The sequence below is a fragment of the Anaeromicrobium sediminis genome, from assembly GCF_002270055.1.
Lineage (GTDB): Bacteria > Bacillota > Clostridia > Peptostreptococcales > Thermotaleaceae > Anaeromicrobium > Anaeromicrobium sediminis.
In genome coordinates this window covers 41,716-57,912 of record NZ_NIBG01000008.1, presented here as the reverse complement: position 1 = coordinate 57,912, position 16,197 = coordinate 41,716, and the positions used below count along the sequence as shown (strand labels likewise).

Sequence of the window (16,197 nt, the reverse complement as noted above, 5' to 3'; positions counted from 1 at the left end):
TTAGAGCTAAAAAACGTTTTAAAAGGTAATTTACTGATTTTATAATTATTTTAATTTATATATACTTTCCAGTCAAGAAAAAAGGTTACGAAAATTTGCTTTTTGTTATTTTTGGTTATGATTATTTATTTTAATGTATTGTTTTAAAGAGATTATTTTTAAAAATAATATAAAAGAAAAAGAAAATAAAAGATAATGAAAGGAAATTAAAGGAATTGGATTCTAGCTTTATTAAAAATCATAATAACCTTTTATTAGGCGGTTTGATTAGTTTTTTGAATATTAATACAATGTAGATAATAGGAATATTTAAACTTATAGAGTACTTGCCTACAGCAAATACAAGGAGGAAGTAAAATGGGAAGAAAAGAAGAGTTAAGAATGAGACCAGGAAAATTAGAATATGGTTATAACTGCTATACGGAACAAGATGGAAAAAATAGTGATATGTTAATGGATTATGGTATTTTAAAGATGAAAAAAGGTGATGTAGAGGTTAGCAATGAAGATAAGGAGAGAGCTTACTTACTTATTTTCGGAGAAGTAACCTTTGAGTGGGAAGGAAATAAAGTAGAAGCTAAGCGTGGATCATGTTTTGATGAAGACCCATGGTGTTTACATGTACCAGCTGGAGTCGATGTAAAGATTACAGGAGATGGAGAGGCAGAAATATCTGTACAAAAGAAATATAATCCAAAGAAATTCCCATCAGTTTTCTATAAGCCTGGAGATGTTAGGGTAGAAACTAGAGGAACTGGTACTATGAATGAAACGAATACAAGAGTTGTAAAGACTATTATTGATAAATCTATTAATGAAGATTCTAATATTGTATTAGGGGAAATAATTTGCTACCCAGGAAAATGGGGTGGATTTACACCGCATTATCATGCACAACCAGAGATTTATTTTTATAAGTTTTTCCCTGAAAATGGATATGGCTTCTTAGAAGTTGGAGATGACGTAGTAAAAGTAAAACATAATGATGCAGTGAAATTAGCAGGTGGTACAACACATCCACACGTTACAGCTCCTGGATATGCCATGTATTGTATATGGACTATTCCACATCTTGAGGATAATCCTTATATTAAACCTATAACTATTCCAGAACATGAATGGTTATTAGATCCAAATGCAAAAATTTGGCCAGAAAAATAGAAAAAAATCATATGAAAACTACAGGAAAAAGTTAAAATCCTGTAGTTTTTTTATTATAGATTTGTCAGTTTAAACTTAGGTTTACACTGGTTAGCAGTATGCAGTTAGCTGTTAGCAGAAATTTAGTATAAAGGTTTATATGCTTGTTAACTGCTAACCGCTAACTTAAAAAATATGATTATTAATAAAAACATTAGTAGATACATCAAGTACTTAAGTTGATTATCTATAGGAAAGTATAGACAGGAGATGAGAGCATGTTAGATTATAGAAAAATGTTTAGTTTAGAGGGAGAAAGGGCTGTTATCACAGGGGGCGGTACTGGTATTGGTTTTGCAATGGCACAATGTTTTATTGCAGCAGGAGCAGATGTAATCATTGTGGGCCGGGACGAGGAAAAGTTAAAAGAGGCATGTGAAAGGCTTGGAGAAAAGGCACTATATCGACAATTTGATGTGACCTATACGGATAAGGCAAATGATTTTATAGGAGAAATTAGAGAGAACATTGGAGAAATTACAATATTAGTAAATAATGCAGGGGTACATGTGAAAAAGCCTATTGAAAATATAACAGATGAAGATTTTGAAAAGATCCTCAATGTACATGTTTTAGGAGCCTTTGCCCTAACTAGAGCTATAATACCTTCCATGAAAAAGATAGGAAAGGGAAATATTTTATTTACGGCTTCCATGGCATCTATTTTTGGAATACCTTATGTAATATCCTATGCAGCTGCTAAATCAGCATATTTAGGAATGGTACGTTCATTGGCAGCTGAAATTTCATGTGATGGGATTCGAGTAAATGCCATTGCTCCAGGTTGGATTGAAACGCCTATGTTACATAAAGCACTAGATGGAGATGATGGAAGAAAAGATAAGATTTTAGGACGTACACCTATGGGCAAATTTGGAGAGCCTGCAGATATTGGATGGGCAGCAGTATATCTTTGCTCTAAAGCTGGACAATTTGTAAATGGCGTAATACTACCTGTTGATGGTGGTGTAAGTATAGGATTTTAAAAGATAAGTGAATGAATCAGAAATTTGTATAATATGAAATAGAAATATAATGAAAATTTAAAAATAAAAAATAAATCAAAAAAATATAAAAAATATATTGCAAAAGAAAAAGAAAAACTATAAAATTAAAACGAAGAAATAAAAAATAATAATAAAAAAACGAAACTAAACAAAATAATAAATAAAGAATATTTCGTACATGAGAAAGATAAATATAAAAAGCAAAAGCTTATTTAGTAGGCTGAACGAGTTTGGATCATGTAGGGAATGGTAAAGGGAGGAGAACTGAATATGCAAACTGTTAGACTAACAATGGCACAAGCACTGGTTAAGTTTTTAAACAATCAATATGTATCTGTAGATGGAAAAGAAAACAAATTTGTTAAAGGGGTAACTGGAATATTTGGACACGGTAATGTAGTTGGATTAGGCCAAGCCCTTGACCAGTATAAAAATGAGATGGTTTTTTATCAAGGAAAAAATGAACAAGAGATTGCCCATGTAGCTATGGCTTATGCAAAACAAAAAAATAGAAAAGAAATTTTTGCATGTACTGCATCAATAGGACCTGGATCATTAAACATGGTAACTGCTGCAGGAACAGCAACAGTAAACCGTATTCCACTATTACTATTACCATCAGATTCATATGCTTGTAGACAGCCAGACCCAGTTCTACAACAGGTAGAAGATGCTACAGATTATAATGTGACAGCTAGTGATGCTTTCAAACCTGTTAGTAAGTATTGGGATAGAATTTCAAGACCGGAACAATTAATGACAGCAGCTATTAATGCCATGAGAGTCCTTACTGATCCAGCAGAAACAGGAACTGTTACATTATCACTACCACAGGATGTACAAGGAGAAAGCTATGACTATCCAGTAGAATTCTTTAAAAAGAGAGTACATTATATAGAGCGTAGAAGAATTACTGAAAATGCATTAAATAGAGCAGTAGAATTAATTACTAGTAAGAAAAAGCCTATGATGATCTGCGGTGGAGGGGTGCGCTACAGTGGAGCTGGTGAAGAATTAAAGGCTTTTGCAGAAAAGTTTAATATTCCATTTTCTGAAACACAAGCAGGAAAAGGAACAATTTCATGGGAGCATGAAATGAATTTAGGTGGCGGTGGTGTTTGTGGAACACTTGCTGCAAACTTAATTGCAAAGGACGCAGATTTGATTATAGCTGTTGGAACAAGGTTAAATGACTTTGTTACTTCTTCAAAATTTGCATATCAAAATAAAGACGTTCAGATTCTTTCTATAAATGTAAATGCAATGGATGCAACAAAAATGGAGTCCATGAGTGTTGTGGCAGATGCTAAGGATGCTTTAGCTACTATAAAGAAAGCATTAGAAGAAAAAGGATATGAATCTGCTTATACTACTGAAATCCAGGAAGCAAAAGAAGAGTGGAATAAGGAATGGGAAAGATTTGAAAATATTGAATTAGAAGAAGGTCTTTCACAAACAAGAGTATTAGCTGAGCTTAACAAATTATTAGATGAAGATGCAATCATTGTTTCTGCATCAGGAAGTTTACCTTCAGACTTAGAAAGGGTATGGAGACCAACTGTTGCTGATACTTATCATCTTGAATATGGTTTCTCTTGTATGGGTTATGAAGTTTCTGGTGCACTTGGTGCAAAAATTGCAGAACCAGAAAGAGAAGTATACACATTTGTAGGAGACGGTGGATTCATGATGGGTCACTCGGATCTACATACGAGTCTGCAAGAAGGTAAAAAGATCAATATATTATTATTTGATAATAATGGACATCAATGTATTCACAACTTACAAAGATCTCAGGGAATTAATACCTTTGGAACAGAGTTTAGATATAGAGAAGATAATACATTAAATGGGTCTTATATACCTGTAAGCTATGCAACTATTGCAGAGGGTTATGGTGCAAAAGCTTATAGAGTAAGCACGTTAGAAGAATTAAAAGAAGCAATCGAGGCTTCTAAGAAGGACACAATTTCTACATTGATAGAAATAAAAGTATTACCAGGAACTATGACTGGTGCCTATGAAACATTTTGGAGAGTTGGAACAGCACAAGTTGCTGAAGATAAGAGAGTAGAGATGGCTGCAGTAAATATGAAGGAAATGGTTACTAAGTGTAGACCATATTAATAAGGGGGAAAAAGAATATGTTTAATAAAGAAAAATTACATTTTGGATGTGCACCTATAAACTGGACAAATGATGATCTTCCTGAATTAGGTGGAGAATTAACTTATCAACAATGTTTAAGTGAAATGGCATTAGCAGGATTTACAGGAAGTGAGATTGGAAACAAGTATCCAAAGGATTTAGATACATTAAAAAAGGCATTAGATATTAGAGGAATGAGAATTTGTAATGCTTGGTTTAGCTGTGAGTTTACTACAAAACCAATGGAAGAAACAATAGAAAACTTTAAAAAGCATAGAGACTTTTTACATGCATTAGGTGCTAAAGTGATAGGTTTAGCAGAAGTGGGCGTAAGTATTCAAGGATATGAAGATGTACCTCTATTTAAAAAGGCTCCAATTTTAACTGATGAACAATTTGAAAAGATTGCAAGGGGTCTTGAAGAATTAGGAAGACTTGCAAAGGAAAAGGATATGGAAATTGCTTACCATTATCATATGGGTACAGGTATTCAATCTTTAGATGAATTAGATAGACTTATGGATATGACAGATCCACAATTAGTTCCACTTCTATTTGATACAGGTCATGCAACTTTTGCAGGGGAAGATTCAGTAGCACTACTTGAAAAATATGTTAAGAGAGTAAGACACGTACACTTTAAAGATGTTAGAAGTGAAGTATTAGAAAGAGTGAAAAAAGAAGATTTAAGTTTCTTACAAGGTGTAAAAGAAGGTATTTTCACAGTTCCTGGAGATGGAGACATGGTAGATTGGGACGGAGTATTTAAAATATTAGGTGAAAATAACTATGAGGGATGGATTGTTATTGAAGCAGAACAAGATCCAGCAAAGGCAGATCCACTAGAATATGCTATTAAAGCAAGAAAATTCATCCAAGAAAAAACTGGTATATAAAACATCAAGGTAAAAGTGCATAAAGAAATGAGATAAACAATATAAGTAAGGTTCTCAAAAATCCTAACAACTCTATGGTCCGTTATATGGAGATGATAGAAGAGATAATATCTTTTCTAGGGATTTTTCGAGAATCTTTCCATTAAGGGTAAGATTTAAAGGGGAGGCACAAAAAATGAATCATATAAAATTTCAATCAGATAGAGAACTTGACCTTATTGCTGTTGGAAGACTTGGAATTGATTTGAATCCAAATGAAATCAATCGTCCTTTAGAAGAGAGTATAACCTTTACAAGATATGTGGGAGGTTCTCCTGCTAATATAGCAGTTGCCACATCTAGATTAGATCTTAAAACAGGATTCATAGGAAGAGTTGCAGATGATCAATTTGGAACATATATTACAAACTATTTAAAAGAAAATAACATAGACACAAATGGTATTGTAGTAGATAAATCAGGAGCGAAGACTGGCCTTGCGTTTACAGAAGTGAAATCTCCATCTGAGTGTAGTTTAATCATGTATAGAAATAATGCAGTAGATTTAAAAATAGAACCAGAGGATATATCAGAAGAATATATAAAAAAATCAAAAGCCATATTAATTTCAGGAACAGCCCTTGCAGCAAGTCCTTCAAGGGAAGCTGTGTTTGTAGCTTTAGAATATGCAAGAAAGCATGGTGTAGTAGTATTTTTTGATATAGATTATCGTCCATATACATGGAAATCAGAAGCAGAAACTGCTGTCTATTATAGTTTAGCCGCTGAAAAAAGTGACGTCATAATAGGCACAAGGGAAGAGTTTGATACTATAGAACATTTAACAAGTCCTGAAACTAAGGATGATTTTGTGACGGCTAAACATTGGTTTGACTATAATGCAAAGATTGTAATCATCAAGCATGGAAAAGAAGGGTCCTATGCATATACAGATGAGGGCGATAAGGTTAAAGGGGTTGTATTCCCTGTTGTACCACTTAAAACTTTCGGAGCAGGAGATTCTTATGCAGGAGCACTTATTTATGGTTTAATAAATGATTTTAATATAGCTAAAGCCATGGAATTTGGAGCTGCTTCAGCTTCTATTGTTATTACTACAAATAGTTGTTCTGCATCAATGCCTACAGTAGGTCAAATTGAGGATTTTATTGCTACAGCAAAAAAAGAATAGGGGGATTGTCATATGTTAGTGAGTCTAAGAGAAATTACCCAACAAGCAGCTGATAAAAATTGTGCCGTTGCAGGATTTAATGTATTTGGATATGAGGACGCTTCAGCTGTTATTAGAGCGGCTGAAAAATTAAATGCACCAGTTATTCTTATGAGTAATAAGGATGCAGTAGATTATATGCCTTTAGAGTTTTATGCAGACTTATTTTGTAGGTTGGCAAGAAATGCAAAAGTTCCCGTATGCATACATCTTGATCATGCTAAAAGTTATGAATTAATCGCCCGCGCTATTAAAGCAGGATATACTTCTGTTATGTATGATGGTTCTCAGCTTCCCCTTGAAGAAAATATAAGAAATACTAAGGAAGTTGTAAAGTTAGCAAAGGCATTAGATATAAGTGTTGAAGCTGAAATTGGCTCTGTAGGATATAGTGATCCAAATATAAAAATAAAGGGAGTATATACAAAGCCAGAGGAAGCAGAAATATTTGCAAGGGAGACTGGTGTAGATATTTTAGCCGTATCTATTGGAAATGTTCATAGAATGGAAAAACAAGGGGCAACTATTCAGTATGATTTACTAAAAGAGATCCAAGAAGTTGTACCTGCACCAATTGTTGTCCATGGTTCTACAGGAATATTAGATGAAGACATGAAAAAACTCATTACCTATAGAATAGGTAAAGTAAATATTGGAACAGCTCTTAGAATGGCTTTTGGTAGTACTTTAAGAGAAGAAATGGAAAGAAAACCAAATGCCTTTGATCGACTTGAATTATTAAAGAGCACTATTGATGCAGTAGAAGAGGCCGCATATAATAAATTGAAGCTATTGGGATTTTAAAATAAATATTTGTTATAGACAAGGTCAATATAAAAACTTATTTATTAAGAATAAAGTAGAGGGTTGTTGATTATAATCAACAACCCTTTATATTTATATGGTAATAATAGATTTTTCATCTAAAGACTTTTGGCACGCATAAGCAATTTTAGTTGAAAGAACGCCATCGGAAACTTTTACAGATGGTCTTTCTTTATGGATTAAACAATTGATAAAGTAATTTACTTCATTGAAGTAAGCTTGTTCAAATCGCTCTAAAAAGCTAGAACAACATTCTTTAACTACACCATTTTCATTAAAAATAGATGTCATATTTTTATCAGGAGTTGTACCAATTCGTAAACTTCCTTTTGTTCCTATAATTTCTGTTTCTATATGATAACCATGGGCACAGGTTCTACCTGCATAAAACATGCCAATACTCCCATTGTCAAACTCTATAAGAGCTACACCATTATCAATGTCATTATATTGTGCAAACTCATCACGAACATAACATCCACCAAGGGCATAAGCTGTTTTTCCTTCAGATTGGAGATACCAACGAGCTAAATCAATATCGTGAATCATCATATCTAGATATAGACCACCACTTGTTTTTGCAAAGGGAATGGCAACATCTACTAGATCAATAGGATCTAGCCCATAACATCTTATCATAAATGGCTTACCAATAAGACCTTCATCAATCTTTTGTTTTGCATAGGCATAAGATTCATCAAATCTTCTCATGAATCCAAGCATAAAATAAAGATGTGGATATTCTTTAACTAATTTTTCGATTTTTTCACATTCCTCTAAGGTTAATGCTAAGGGCTTTTCGCAAAAAATATGTTTTCCATTCTTTAAAGCTAATTCAATATGCTCGTAATGATATTTTGAAGGAGATATGATTGCAATGGCATCAATTTCAGGGTTTTGAACCATTTTTTCATAATTAGTATATCCATATGTAATACCTAATTCTTTCTTAGCTTTTTCTATTTTTTCTTCTGTTGCACTACAAGCTGCTATTAATTCAGCATGGGGAATTTTATGAGCAATGTTTTCAGCATGCTTCCAACCAAGTTTTCCTAAGCCTACAATACCAATCTTTATTTTTTCCATAAAAAAGCCTCCTCTTTAATAAAATATATTTTTTAAAAGCCCAATGCAGATAACTTTTCCATGACAACTTTCTGAACTGCTTCCATTGGACCTTTGAATAAATCCTTTCGATTATAGAGATGATCCTCATTTAACACCTCTTCTTTTAAAGCATCACCAAAAGCAGTACGAAGAGCTGTACCAATATTGACTTTAGAAATTTTAGTTTTTGATAATTCTGACAAATCTTCATGGGAAATACCAGAAGAACCATGTAGTACTAGGGGTGTATTCGTTACTTTTTCAATTTCACTAAGTCGTTCATATTGTATGTGGGCACTTTGTTGTTGCTGCCTATGGACTGTTCCGATGGCAATGGCCAATGCATCTACTTTGGTTTCGTTCACAAATTGTTCAGCCTCTAAAGGACATGTGTATATGGAAGCATTGTCCTGATAGATATCCTCATAAGCTACAGAACCAATTTCAGCTTCAACACTCACATTAAAAGAATGGGCAAGCTGGATTACTTTTTTTGTATTTCTAATATTCTCTTCTAGTGGAAGTTGAGAACCATCATACATTACTGAGGTATAACCAAGTTCTATGGCCTCTTCTATTATTTGAAAGTCTTTTGCATGTTCTAATTGAAGACATACGGGAATACTAGCTTTCTCGGCCATTGCTTTAAAAAGAGGAGCTGTATATGATATGGGCATATATTTCCTTGCTGCTTTATGGGTTAATAATACAATAGGAGCATTCATCTTTTCTCCTGCTTTAATGACTGCACTAGCATCTTCATATCCAAAAACATTAAAACCAGGAATAATATAGTTGTTATTCATAGCATCCTTTAGGATTTCACGTAAATTTGTTAACATAATAGACCTCCTTAATATTAATAAAACAAAGAAGCCATTATTCTGTAATGACTTCTACACCCTTTTCTAAAAATGCATTTTTATAAATATCATCAATTTGGTTAGTAATAATTCGATCTGGAGTCTCTATAGTGCCTACTTGAAAAAGTGCTATTTTATTAAATTTCATATGATCTGCAAGTAGGGTCCAACATTTTGTAATATTAGGTACTTGCTTATAGACAAAGGTACTTAGGGTATGATCTACAGTAAGACCAGCCATTAGATCAATACCTGATATACTGGTAAATGCTTTATTCACATAAATGTCTTTAAAATAATCATCCACCTTCTCACTACTGGATGAAATCATATTTTCTCTATAAAGTAACTCTCCACCAATTAAAAATACTCTTTTTAAATGAGGGGTTAATTCATATAATGCACTAATATTATTTGTGATTATGGTTACATCTTTATGCTTTAATTTTTGTGCAAGCAAATAGCAGGTAGCACCAGAACCTAAAAAAATAGTATCTCCATCTTCTATGGTATTTGCAGCAATAGTAGCAATATAATCTTTCAAATCATAGTTGAGAATAGAAGAGGAGTGGGTGATTTCTTGAGTAGAAACTTCTGCTAGTGTGGCACCGCCCCTAGTCTTTATTAAAAAGCCTTGCTTTTCCAATTCAGCTAAATCTTTACGGATGGTAACGTCGCTCACATTAAGAATAGAGCGAAGTTTGTGAATATCTACAGTTCTTTCTATTAATAGTATTTCCTTTATTTTTTCCAATCTTTGGGTTGCTATCATTTAGGTACTTCCTTTCGTTAGGTTATACAACAAATAATTATTTCTATTATATCCATTATAAAATATTACTATAAGTTTATCAATTATTTTGAAAAATTAATATTTTTTATTATTTATTTACGAAAAATTGTGTTTCTATTGTATGGCCATCTGAACTATATATCTTTTGTTTCTTATGTACTAAAATATAGGATAAGAGTTATAATTAATATTAAGGGAAGTATTACATATTTCTTTACAAGAAATTACAGAGTTATAAATAGGAGGTCTAAGGCACATGAAAATTATTGTAGATAGAATAGAAGATAATATGGTCATAGGGGAAAGAGAAGATAGGGAAATGGTTAAAATAAATAAAAATCAAATAAATGAGCCCGTTAAAGAGGGGGATGTATTAGTTGTAAAGGACGGAAAATTTATTGTAGATGAAGAAGGAACTAATAGATTGAAAGAGGAAGTAAAAAATATGATGGAAGATTTATTTGAATAGGTATCTTCATGAAAAATTCAAAGAAAGTCATATATTTATCATTAGTTATATGTATTAGTATGTATATAATAGAACAAATTTTAAATGTGAACTATTTTGTGAAAAGTACATGTAAAATAGTATTATTCACACTTATTCCATATTTATATATTAAAATAGTAAAAAAGAAAAACATAAAGAATAGTTTGCACTTAGGTAAATTTCAGCTAAAGAGGTTAAAACTGGGCTTGATTCTAGGTTTCTGTTCATTTACTATTGTAATAATAGGATATATTATATTTGCTAAATATATAGATACACAAAATCTAGTAGACCAATTAAATAAAATAAAAGTAAATAAGAATAATTTCATATACATAGGACTATATATAATATTTGTAAATTCCTTTTTAGAAGAGTTTTTCTTTAGGGGATTTATATTTTTAAATATATATGAAGAAGGAAATAAGTATATGGCCTACATATACTCAAGTGCCTTATTTGCCCTTTATCATATGGGAATGATAAAGAGTTGGTTTAATATATACTTAATAATATTATGTATAATATCCTTAATGGTAATAGGTATAGTATTTAACTATTTAAATACTAAGAGTAAAAATTTCATAAACTCTTGGATAGTTCATATATTGGCAGATATAAGTATCATACTAATTGGATTTAAAATCCTATGGAATTAATAAATATAAACATATTAAAGGATGAGGAGAGATAAGATATGATAAAAGATAAGACTAGAAAAATAATAGCCATCACAGTGGTTTCTGTAATGGCCATGGGAGCATTATCTGGTATTATAGTTTCTTTTTATTAAATCAAGGAATGTATTTGCACTATGGGATAGGGGAATATTTTTATTATGAACTAGGGCAATACTTATTTGAGGAAGAGTTTCTTTTATGTCTAGCATAAAGATCTCTTCTTTTTTTTCCTTTAATATAGAGTCTTCTGACACTAAGCTTATGCCTAAGCCTATTTTACATAAATCTACAAGTAGGCCCATACTCTCTGACTCTAACTCTGGAGTTATATGTAGATTTGATTTTTCTAAATACTTATTAAAAACCTTTCTCGTAGTAGAATTTTTACTCAGCATTAATATGGGATATTTAATCAAATCTTCTAAGGACAAGGATATATCCTTTAAATGCTCAAATTTATGGGAAGCAATAAAAGTAAGTTTAGATTCTTTTATAATATGTATAGTTAGATCAATATAAGTTGATTCAGTTAAATTAACTATACTAAAATCACACTCACCTAACAGGGCCAATTCTATAGTTTTAGGAGAAGGCTTATTTATAATCTTTATTTTTATGTGAGGATATAAATTATTAAATGTTTTTAGACAATCTAGTAAATAATATCTACATAGAGTGTCACTTACTCCAATGGTTATTTGGCCAGATTCTAAGGTTTTAATGCTTTTTACTAAGTTTTCTCCACTTATTATGTTTTCTATGGCTGGCTTTATATACTCAAAGAGTTTTTCGCCTTCTTTTGTCAATGTGATCTTTCGTTTATGTCGAAGAAACAAGCTTATTCCCAATTTGTCTTCTAATGTTTTTATGGACTGACTAACGGCAGATTGAGAAATGTATAATTCATTGGCACTTTTAGAAAAGGATAGATTTTTAGCTACGTGATAGAAAATTTTATAATAATCATAGTTAATGTTCATATTAAACCTCCACTTTAACTTTAGTATTAGTGATACTTATATTACATATTAAAACTATTAATTTTATTTATATCACAAAACCATATAAAATAAAAGCATAAGAAAAGTAAAAATTTATTTTCATATATAACAGTGGGGTGAAGAGATGAAAGTACTTTATGTTGAAAAGAAAAAGGGATTTCAAGTAGCAGCTAAAGGTATATATAGGGATTTAAAAGAAAATTTAAACATGGAAGAAGTAGAGAATGTACGAGTTTTAAATAGATATGTTATAGAAAATATAAGTGAAGAAACCTATGAAAAAGCAAAATATACCATATTTGCAGAAGCACCTGTAGATTGTTTATATGAGGAAAAATTTTCTAAAGCTGAAGAGGATTTTGCATTTGGAATAGAATATTTACCAGGACAATATGATCAAAGAAAAGATTTTTCTATTCAATGTGTAAAACTTATAAAGGAAGAAAATATAAATGTACACACGGGAAGAGTAATAATAATTGAGGGTAAATTAAATGAAGATCAAAAAAATAAAATAAAAAATCATTTAATTAATGAAGTAGATTCCAGAGAGATGGATTTAAACACATATATAATGGAAGAAAATACTGTAAACGAAGATGAAGATATTATAGTAAAAGATTTTATAGATATGAATGAAGAAGAATTAAAATCCTATTATAATCAAATTGGATTTGCCATGAAGTTTCAGGATTTACTATTTTGTCAAAGGTATTTTAAAGATGAAGAAAAAAGAAATCCTACTATAGTAGAATTAAAAGTTATAGATACTTATTGGTCAGATCATTGTAGACATACTACTTTTTTAACAGAAATAAAGAAAATTCAAATAGATGAAGGACACTATAAAGAAGAAATAGAGACTACTTTAAAGGAATACCTTCAATCTAGAGATAGAATAAATAATAAAAAGCCAATAAGTCTTATGGATTTGGCTCAAATAAATATGAAAGAATTAAGATATGATGGAATGCTAAATGACTTAGAGGAAAGTTCTGAAATAAATGCAGCAAGTATAGAAGTAGATGTAAAAGTGGATGACAGGGTAGAAAAGTGGTTAGTAATGTTTAAAAATGAAACTCACAATCATCCAACAGAAATAGAACCCTTTGGTGGTGCATCCACTTGTTTAGGTGGAGCTATAAGAGACCCTCTATCAGGAAGAAGTTATGTGTATGGAGCTATGAGAATTACTGGTAGTGGAGATCCTACAGTAGATATAAAGGATACTTTAGAAGGAAAGTTACCACAAATAAAAATCACTACGGAAGCTGCCAATGGATATAGTTCCTATGGGAATCAAATAGGCGTACCTACAGGCTTTGTTGATGAAGTATATGATGAAGGATACTTAGCAAAGAGAATGGAAGTAGGAGCAGTAATTGCAGCTAATAAAAAGGAAAATGTAGTAAGATTAGAGCCTAAAGAGGGAGATGTGGTCCTTTTAGTAGGAGGAAGAACTGGTCGTGATGGTTGTGGTGGAGCTACAGGTTCATCAAAGGCTCATGACATACAATCCATAGAGTTATGTGGAGCAGAAGTACAAAAGGGAAATGCTCCAATGGAGAGAAAAATACAAAGACTTTTTAGAAATGAAAAGGCTAGTAGATTAATTAAAAAGTGTAATGACTTTGGAGCTGGTGGAGTAAGTGTTGCCATTGGCGAGTTAAGTGATAGTTTAGATATATATTTAGATAGAATACCTAAGAAGTATGAGGGACTAAATTCTCTAGAACTTGCCATATCAGAGTCTCAAGAGAGAATGGCCCTAGTATTAGATAAGGAAAATGTGGATGAATTTATTTCCTATAGTATAGAAGAAAATGTGGAAGCTACTATAGTAGCTCACATAACTGATACTGGTAGAATAAGAATGAAGAATAAGGATAGGGTAGTTCTAGATATGGCCCGTTCATTCTTAGATACTAATGGAGTAAGGGGAAATACTAATATATCAATTGAATCACCGGAAGTTTTTGAAAAGGTGGAAAATCCAGTTACTATAGATGGCATAGTGGATAAGCTTAAGAGTTTAAATGTGTGCTCAAAAAGAGGATTAATAGAAAAGTTTGATTCCACTGTAGGTGGAAATAGTATATTAATGCCACTTGGAGGAAAATATCAATTAACACCTCAAGAAGGTATGGCATTTAAAATTCCAGTATATGATGGAGAATGTGGTACTGCATCTATTATGTCCTATGGATATAATCCTAATATATGTAGACAAAGTCCATATCATGGTGGAATATACTCTGTAATAGAAGCCCTAACTAGAATTGTGGCACTAGGTGGAGATTATAAAAAAGTAAGACTTAGTATGCAAGAGTACTTCATGAAACTAGGTGAAGATCCCAAAAATTGGGGAAAACCATTTAGTTGTTTACTTGGAGCCTATAAAGCTCAAAAGGAATTTGGTATAGGTTCTATTGGTGGAAAGGATAGCATGTCAGGATCTTTTAATGAAATCCATGTACCACCTACTTTAATAACCTTTGCTGTAAATACTATGGACATAGAAAAAGTTGTTTCAGCGGAAATGAAAAAAATGGGTTCTACCCTTGTGGAGTTAAGAACTAATGTTAATGAGAATAATATTCCAGATTTTGACGAGCTAAAGAAAAACTTTGAAAAAATATCTGAATTAAATGAAGAAAAGAAAATATTATCTATGGCTAGTGTTAAAAATGGTGGAAGCATAATAAGTGCCCTTAAGATGTGTTTTGGAAATAAAATAGGTATCCAATTTAATGATGACGTACTGAAAGATGGATTTGAAGTAAGCTATGGAAACATCTTATTAGAAATAGATAAGGATTATAATGTAGGGGAGTTATTTGAGGGATATAATTACAAAATAATAGGAACGACTACAGAAGATGAAATGGTACATGTGAATGGTGAATCTGTAAGTGTAGATTCTCTTATTGAAACTTGGGAAAAACCACTGAGAAAAGTATTTCCTGTAGATGAAAAAGCAAATGGTGAGATGAAGAATATAGAATATGTATCTGATAAAAAGAAAAAATCTAGAATAAAAATTGCAAAGCCTAGGGTTTTAGTACCTGTATTCCCAGGAACAAATTGTGAATATGAGAGTATGAATGCATTTAAAAAGGCTGGAGCTCAAGTAGAATCCTTTGTATTTAATAATTTGAATCCAAATTATATAAAGGAATCTATAGACAAATTAGCTAATGAAATAGAGCAATCACAAATAATCATGATTCCAGGAGGATTTAGTGCAGGGGATGAGCCTGATGGTTCAGGTAAGTTTATAAGTACTGTATTTAGAAATCCTAAAATAAGCAATAGTTTAATGAATATGCTAAAAAATAAAGATGGTCTTATGTTAGGTATATGTAATGGTTTCCAAGCCCTAATAAAATTAGGATTACTTCCATATGGAGAAATTAGAACAATAGAGGAAGATGATGTGACATTAACCTACAATAATATAGGAAGACATATGTCTAAAATAGTAAAAACTAAAGTAGTATCTAATAAATCACCATGGTATAGCTCCTTTAATGTGGGAGATACACACAATATAGCCATATCCCATGGAGAAGGTAGATTCATAGGTAGTGAGAAACTAATAGAGAAATTAATTGAAAATGGCCAAGTTGCAACTCAATATGTGGATTTAGATCATAATCCTACTTATGATATAGAATATAATCCAAATGGATCCATGTATGCCATAGAAGGTATAACTAGTGCAGATGGTCGTATTCTTGGTAAAATGGCCCATAGTGAAAGAATGAGAAATAATACTGCTATAAATGTGGAAGAAGAACAATACGAAGATATATTCAAAAATGGAGTAGAATATTTCCTTTAAATTATAGCCATCCCATAAATTAAGATATAAATAAGCTAAAATAGTCCCCATATTATATGGGGCTATTTTAGTTATTAGAAATTTATAGGGTGAAATTTAGTTTGCATCTCTATATTTAGCATTATTAAACAAT

Annotated in this window: 13 protein-coding genes; 9 read left to right on the top strand and 4 right to left on the bottom strand. The window is 31.6% G+C overall.

The genetic code is table 11. The annotated features are described in order from the left end of the window. Positions 1 to 357: 357 nt before the first annotated feature. From CCE28_RS10510 to CCE28_RS10485, 6 genes are all read left to right on the top strand, one after another. Positions 358 to 1,161, top strand: a complete 804-nt coding sequence (locus CCE28_RS10510) for a 5-deoxy-glucuronate isomerase (protein WP_242972961.1) — start codon at positions 358 to 360, stop codon at positions 1,159 to 1,161. Between the two features lie 257 nt (positions 1,162 to 1,418). Then, positions 1,419 to 2,186, top strand: coding sequence for an SDR family NAD(P)-dependent oxidoreductase (locus CCE28_RS10505; protein ID WP_095133667.1), 768 nt, complete (start codon positions 1,419 to 1,421; stop codon positions 2,184 to 2,186). A gap of 291 nt (positions 2,187 to 2,477) precedes the next feature. Next, positions 2,478 to 4,334: a 3D-(3,5/4)-trihydroxycyclohexane-1,2-dione acylhydrolase (decyclizing) gene (iolD, locus tag CCE28_RS10500; protein WP_095133666.1), complete on the top strand. Its 1,857-nt coding sequence runs from the start codon at positions 2,478 to 2,480 to the stop codon at positions 4,332 to 4,334. A 17-nt stretch (positions 4,335 to 4,351) separates the two neighbouring features. After that, positions 4,352 to 5,251 carry a myo-inosose-2 dehydratase gene (gene iolE, locus CCE28_RS10495; protein ID WP_095133665.1) on the top strand — a complete coding sequence of 300 codons (900 nt, stop codon included), beginning with the start codon at positions 4,352 to 4,354 and terminating at the stop codon, positions 5,249 to 5,251. A 175-nt stretch (positions 5,252 to 5,426) separates the two neighbouring features. Further along, positions 5,427 to 6,422: a 5-dehydro-2-deoxygluconokinase gene (gene iolC, locus CCE28_RS10490; RefSeq protein WP_095133664.1), complete on the top strand. Its 996-nt coding sequence runs from the start codon at positions 5,427 to 5,429 to the stop codon at positions 6,420 to 6,422. A gap of 12 nt (positions 6,423 to 6,434) precedes the next feature. Beyond that, a complete protein-coding gene (locus tag CCE28_RS10485; protein WP_095133663.1) occupies positions 6,435 to 7,265 on the top strand; it encodes a class II fructose-bisphosphate aldolase in 831 nt (276 codons plus the stop codon). Between the two features lie 93 nt (positions 7,266 to 7,358). On the opposite strand, the gene CCE28_RS10480 is transcribed toward CCE28_RS10485, so the two are convergent. From CCE28_RS10480 to CCE28_RS10470, 3 genes are read right to left on the bottom strand one after another with little or no spacing between them, the layout of a single operon-like run. After that, positions 7,359 to 8,372 (bottom strand): Gfo/Idh/MocA family oxidoreductase, encoded by a 1,014-nt coding sequence (locus CCE28_RS10480; RefSeq protein WP_095133662.1) that lies wholly within the window; start codon positions 8,370 to 8,372, stop codon positions 7,359 to 7,361. A gap of 32 nt (positions 8,373 to 8,404) precedes the next feature. After that, positions 8,405 to 9,235: a class II fructose-bisphosphate aldolase gene (locus tag CCE28_RS10475; RefSeq protein WP_095133661.1), complete on the bottom strand. Its 831-nt coding sequence runs from the start codon at positions 9,233 to 9,235 to the stop codon at positions 8,405 to 8,407. A 37-nt stretch (positions 9,236 to 9,272) separates the two neighbouring features. Further along, positions 9,273 to 10,028: a DeoR/GlpR family DNA-binding transcription regulator gene (locus CCE28_RS10470; protein ID WP_095133660.1), complete on the bottom strand. Its 756-nt coding sequence runs from the start codon at positions 10,026 to 10,028 to the stop codon at positions 9,273 to 9,275. A gap of 277 nt (positions 10,029 to 10,305) precedes the next feature. On the opposite strand from CCE28_RS10470, the gene CCE28_RS10465 reads away from it, so the two are divergent. Continuing rightward, positions 10,306 to 10,518, top strand: a complete 213-nt coding sequence (locus CCE28_RS10465) for a DUF3006 domain-containing protein (RefSeq protein ID WP_095133659.1) — start codon at positions 10,306 to 10,308, stop codon at positions 10,516 to 10,518. An 8-nt stretch (positions 10,519 to 10,526) separates the two neighbouring features. Beyond that, entirely contained in the window at positions 10,527 to 11,198 is a 672-nt protein-coding gene (locus CCE28_RS10460) for a CPBP family intramembrane glutamic endopeptidase (RefSeq protein WP_095133658.1), read from the top strand. A gap of 104 nt (positions 11,199 to 11,302) precedes the next feature. Here the strand turns inward: CCE28_RS10460 and CCE28_RS10455 are convergent, their stop codons facing one another. Next, on the bottom strand, positions 11,303 to 12,199 hold the full coding sequence (locus tag CCE28_RS10455; RefSeq protein WP_095133657.1) for a LysR family transcriptional regulator: 897 nt from the start codon (positions 12,197 to 12,199) through the stop codon (positions 11,303 to 11,305). Positions 12,200 to 12,344: 145 nt separating this feature from the next. Between CCE28_RS10455 and CCE28_RS10450 the strand changes: the two genes are divergently transcribed. Then, positions 12,345 to 16,064 carry a phosphoribosylformylglycinamidine synthase gene (locus tag CCE28_RS10450; protein ID WP_095133656.1) on the top strand — a complete coding sequence of 1,240 codons (3,720 nt, stop codon included), beginning with the start codon at positions 12,345 to 12,347 and terminating at the stop codon, positions 16,062 to 16,064. Positions 16,065 to 16,197: the final 133 nt, after the last annotated feature.

Bases quoted from the DNA above. Each gene is read 5' to 3' on its own strand.
- CCE28_RS10465 (WP_095133659.1), top strand. From the start codon at position 10,306: ATGAAAATTATTGTAGATAGAATAGAAGATAATATGGTCATAGGGGAA.
- CCE28_RS10470 (WP_095133660.1), bottom strand. From the start codon at position 10,028: ATGATAGCAACCCAAAGATTGGAAAAAATAAAGGAAATACTATTAATA.
- CCE28_RS10455 (WP_095133657.1), bottom strand. From the start codon at position 12,199: ATGAACATTAACTATGATTATTATAAAATTTTCTATCACGTAGCTAAA.
- CCE28_RS10450 (WP_095133656.1), top strand. From the start codon at position 12,345: ATGAAAGTACTTTATGTTGAAAAGAAAAAGGGATTTCAAGTAGCAGCT.
- iolC (WP_095133664.1), top strand. From the start codon at position 5,427: ATGAATCATATAAAATTTCAATCAGATAGAGAACTTGACCTTATTGCT.
- iolE (WP_095133665.1), top strand. From the start codon at position 4,352: ATGTTTAATAAAGAAAAATTACATTTTGGATGTGCACCTATAAACTGG.
- CCE28_RS10485 (WP_095133663.1), top strand. From the start codon at position 6,435: ATGTTAGTGAGTCTAAGAGAAATTACCCAACAAGCAGCTGATAAAAAT.
- CCE28_RS10460 (WP_095133658.1), top strand. From the start codon at position 10,527: ATGAAAAATTCAAAGAAAGTCATATATTTATCATTAGTTATATGTATT.
- CCE28_RS10475 (WP_095133661.1), bottom strand. From the start codon at position 9,235: ATGTTAACAAATTTACGTGAAATCCTAAAGGATGCTATGAATAACAAC.
- iolD (WP_095133666.1), top strand. From the start codon at position 2,478: ATGCAAACTGTTAGACTAACAATGGCACAAGCACTGGTTAAGTTTTTA.
- CCE28_RS10510 (WP_242972961.1), top strand. From the start codon at position 358: ATGGGAAGAAAAGAAGAGTTAAGAATGAGACCAGGAAAATTAGAATAT.
- CCE28_RS10480 (WP_095133662.1), bottom strand. From the start codon at position 8,372: ATGGAAAAAATAAAGATTGGTATTGTAGGCTTAGGAAAACTTGGTTGG.
- CCE28_RS10505 (WP_095133667.1), top strand. From the start codon at position 1,419: ATGTTAGATTATAGAAAAATGTTTAGTTTAGAGGGAGAAAGGGCTGTT.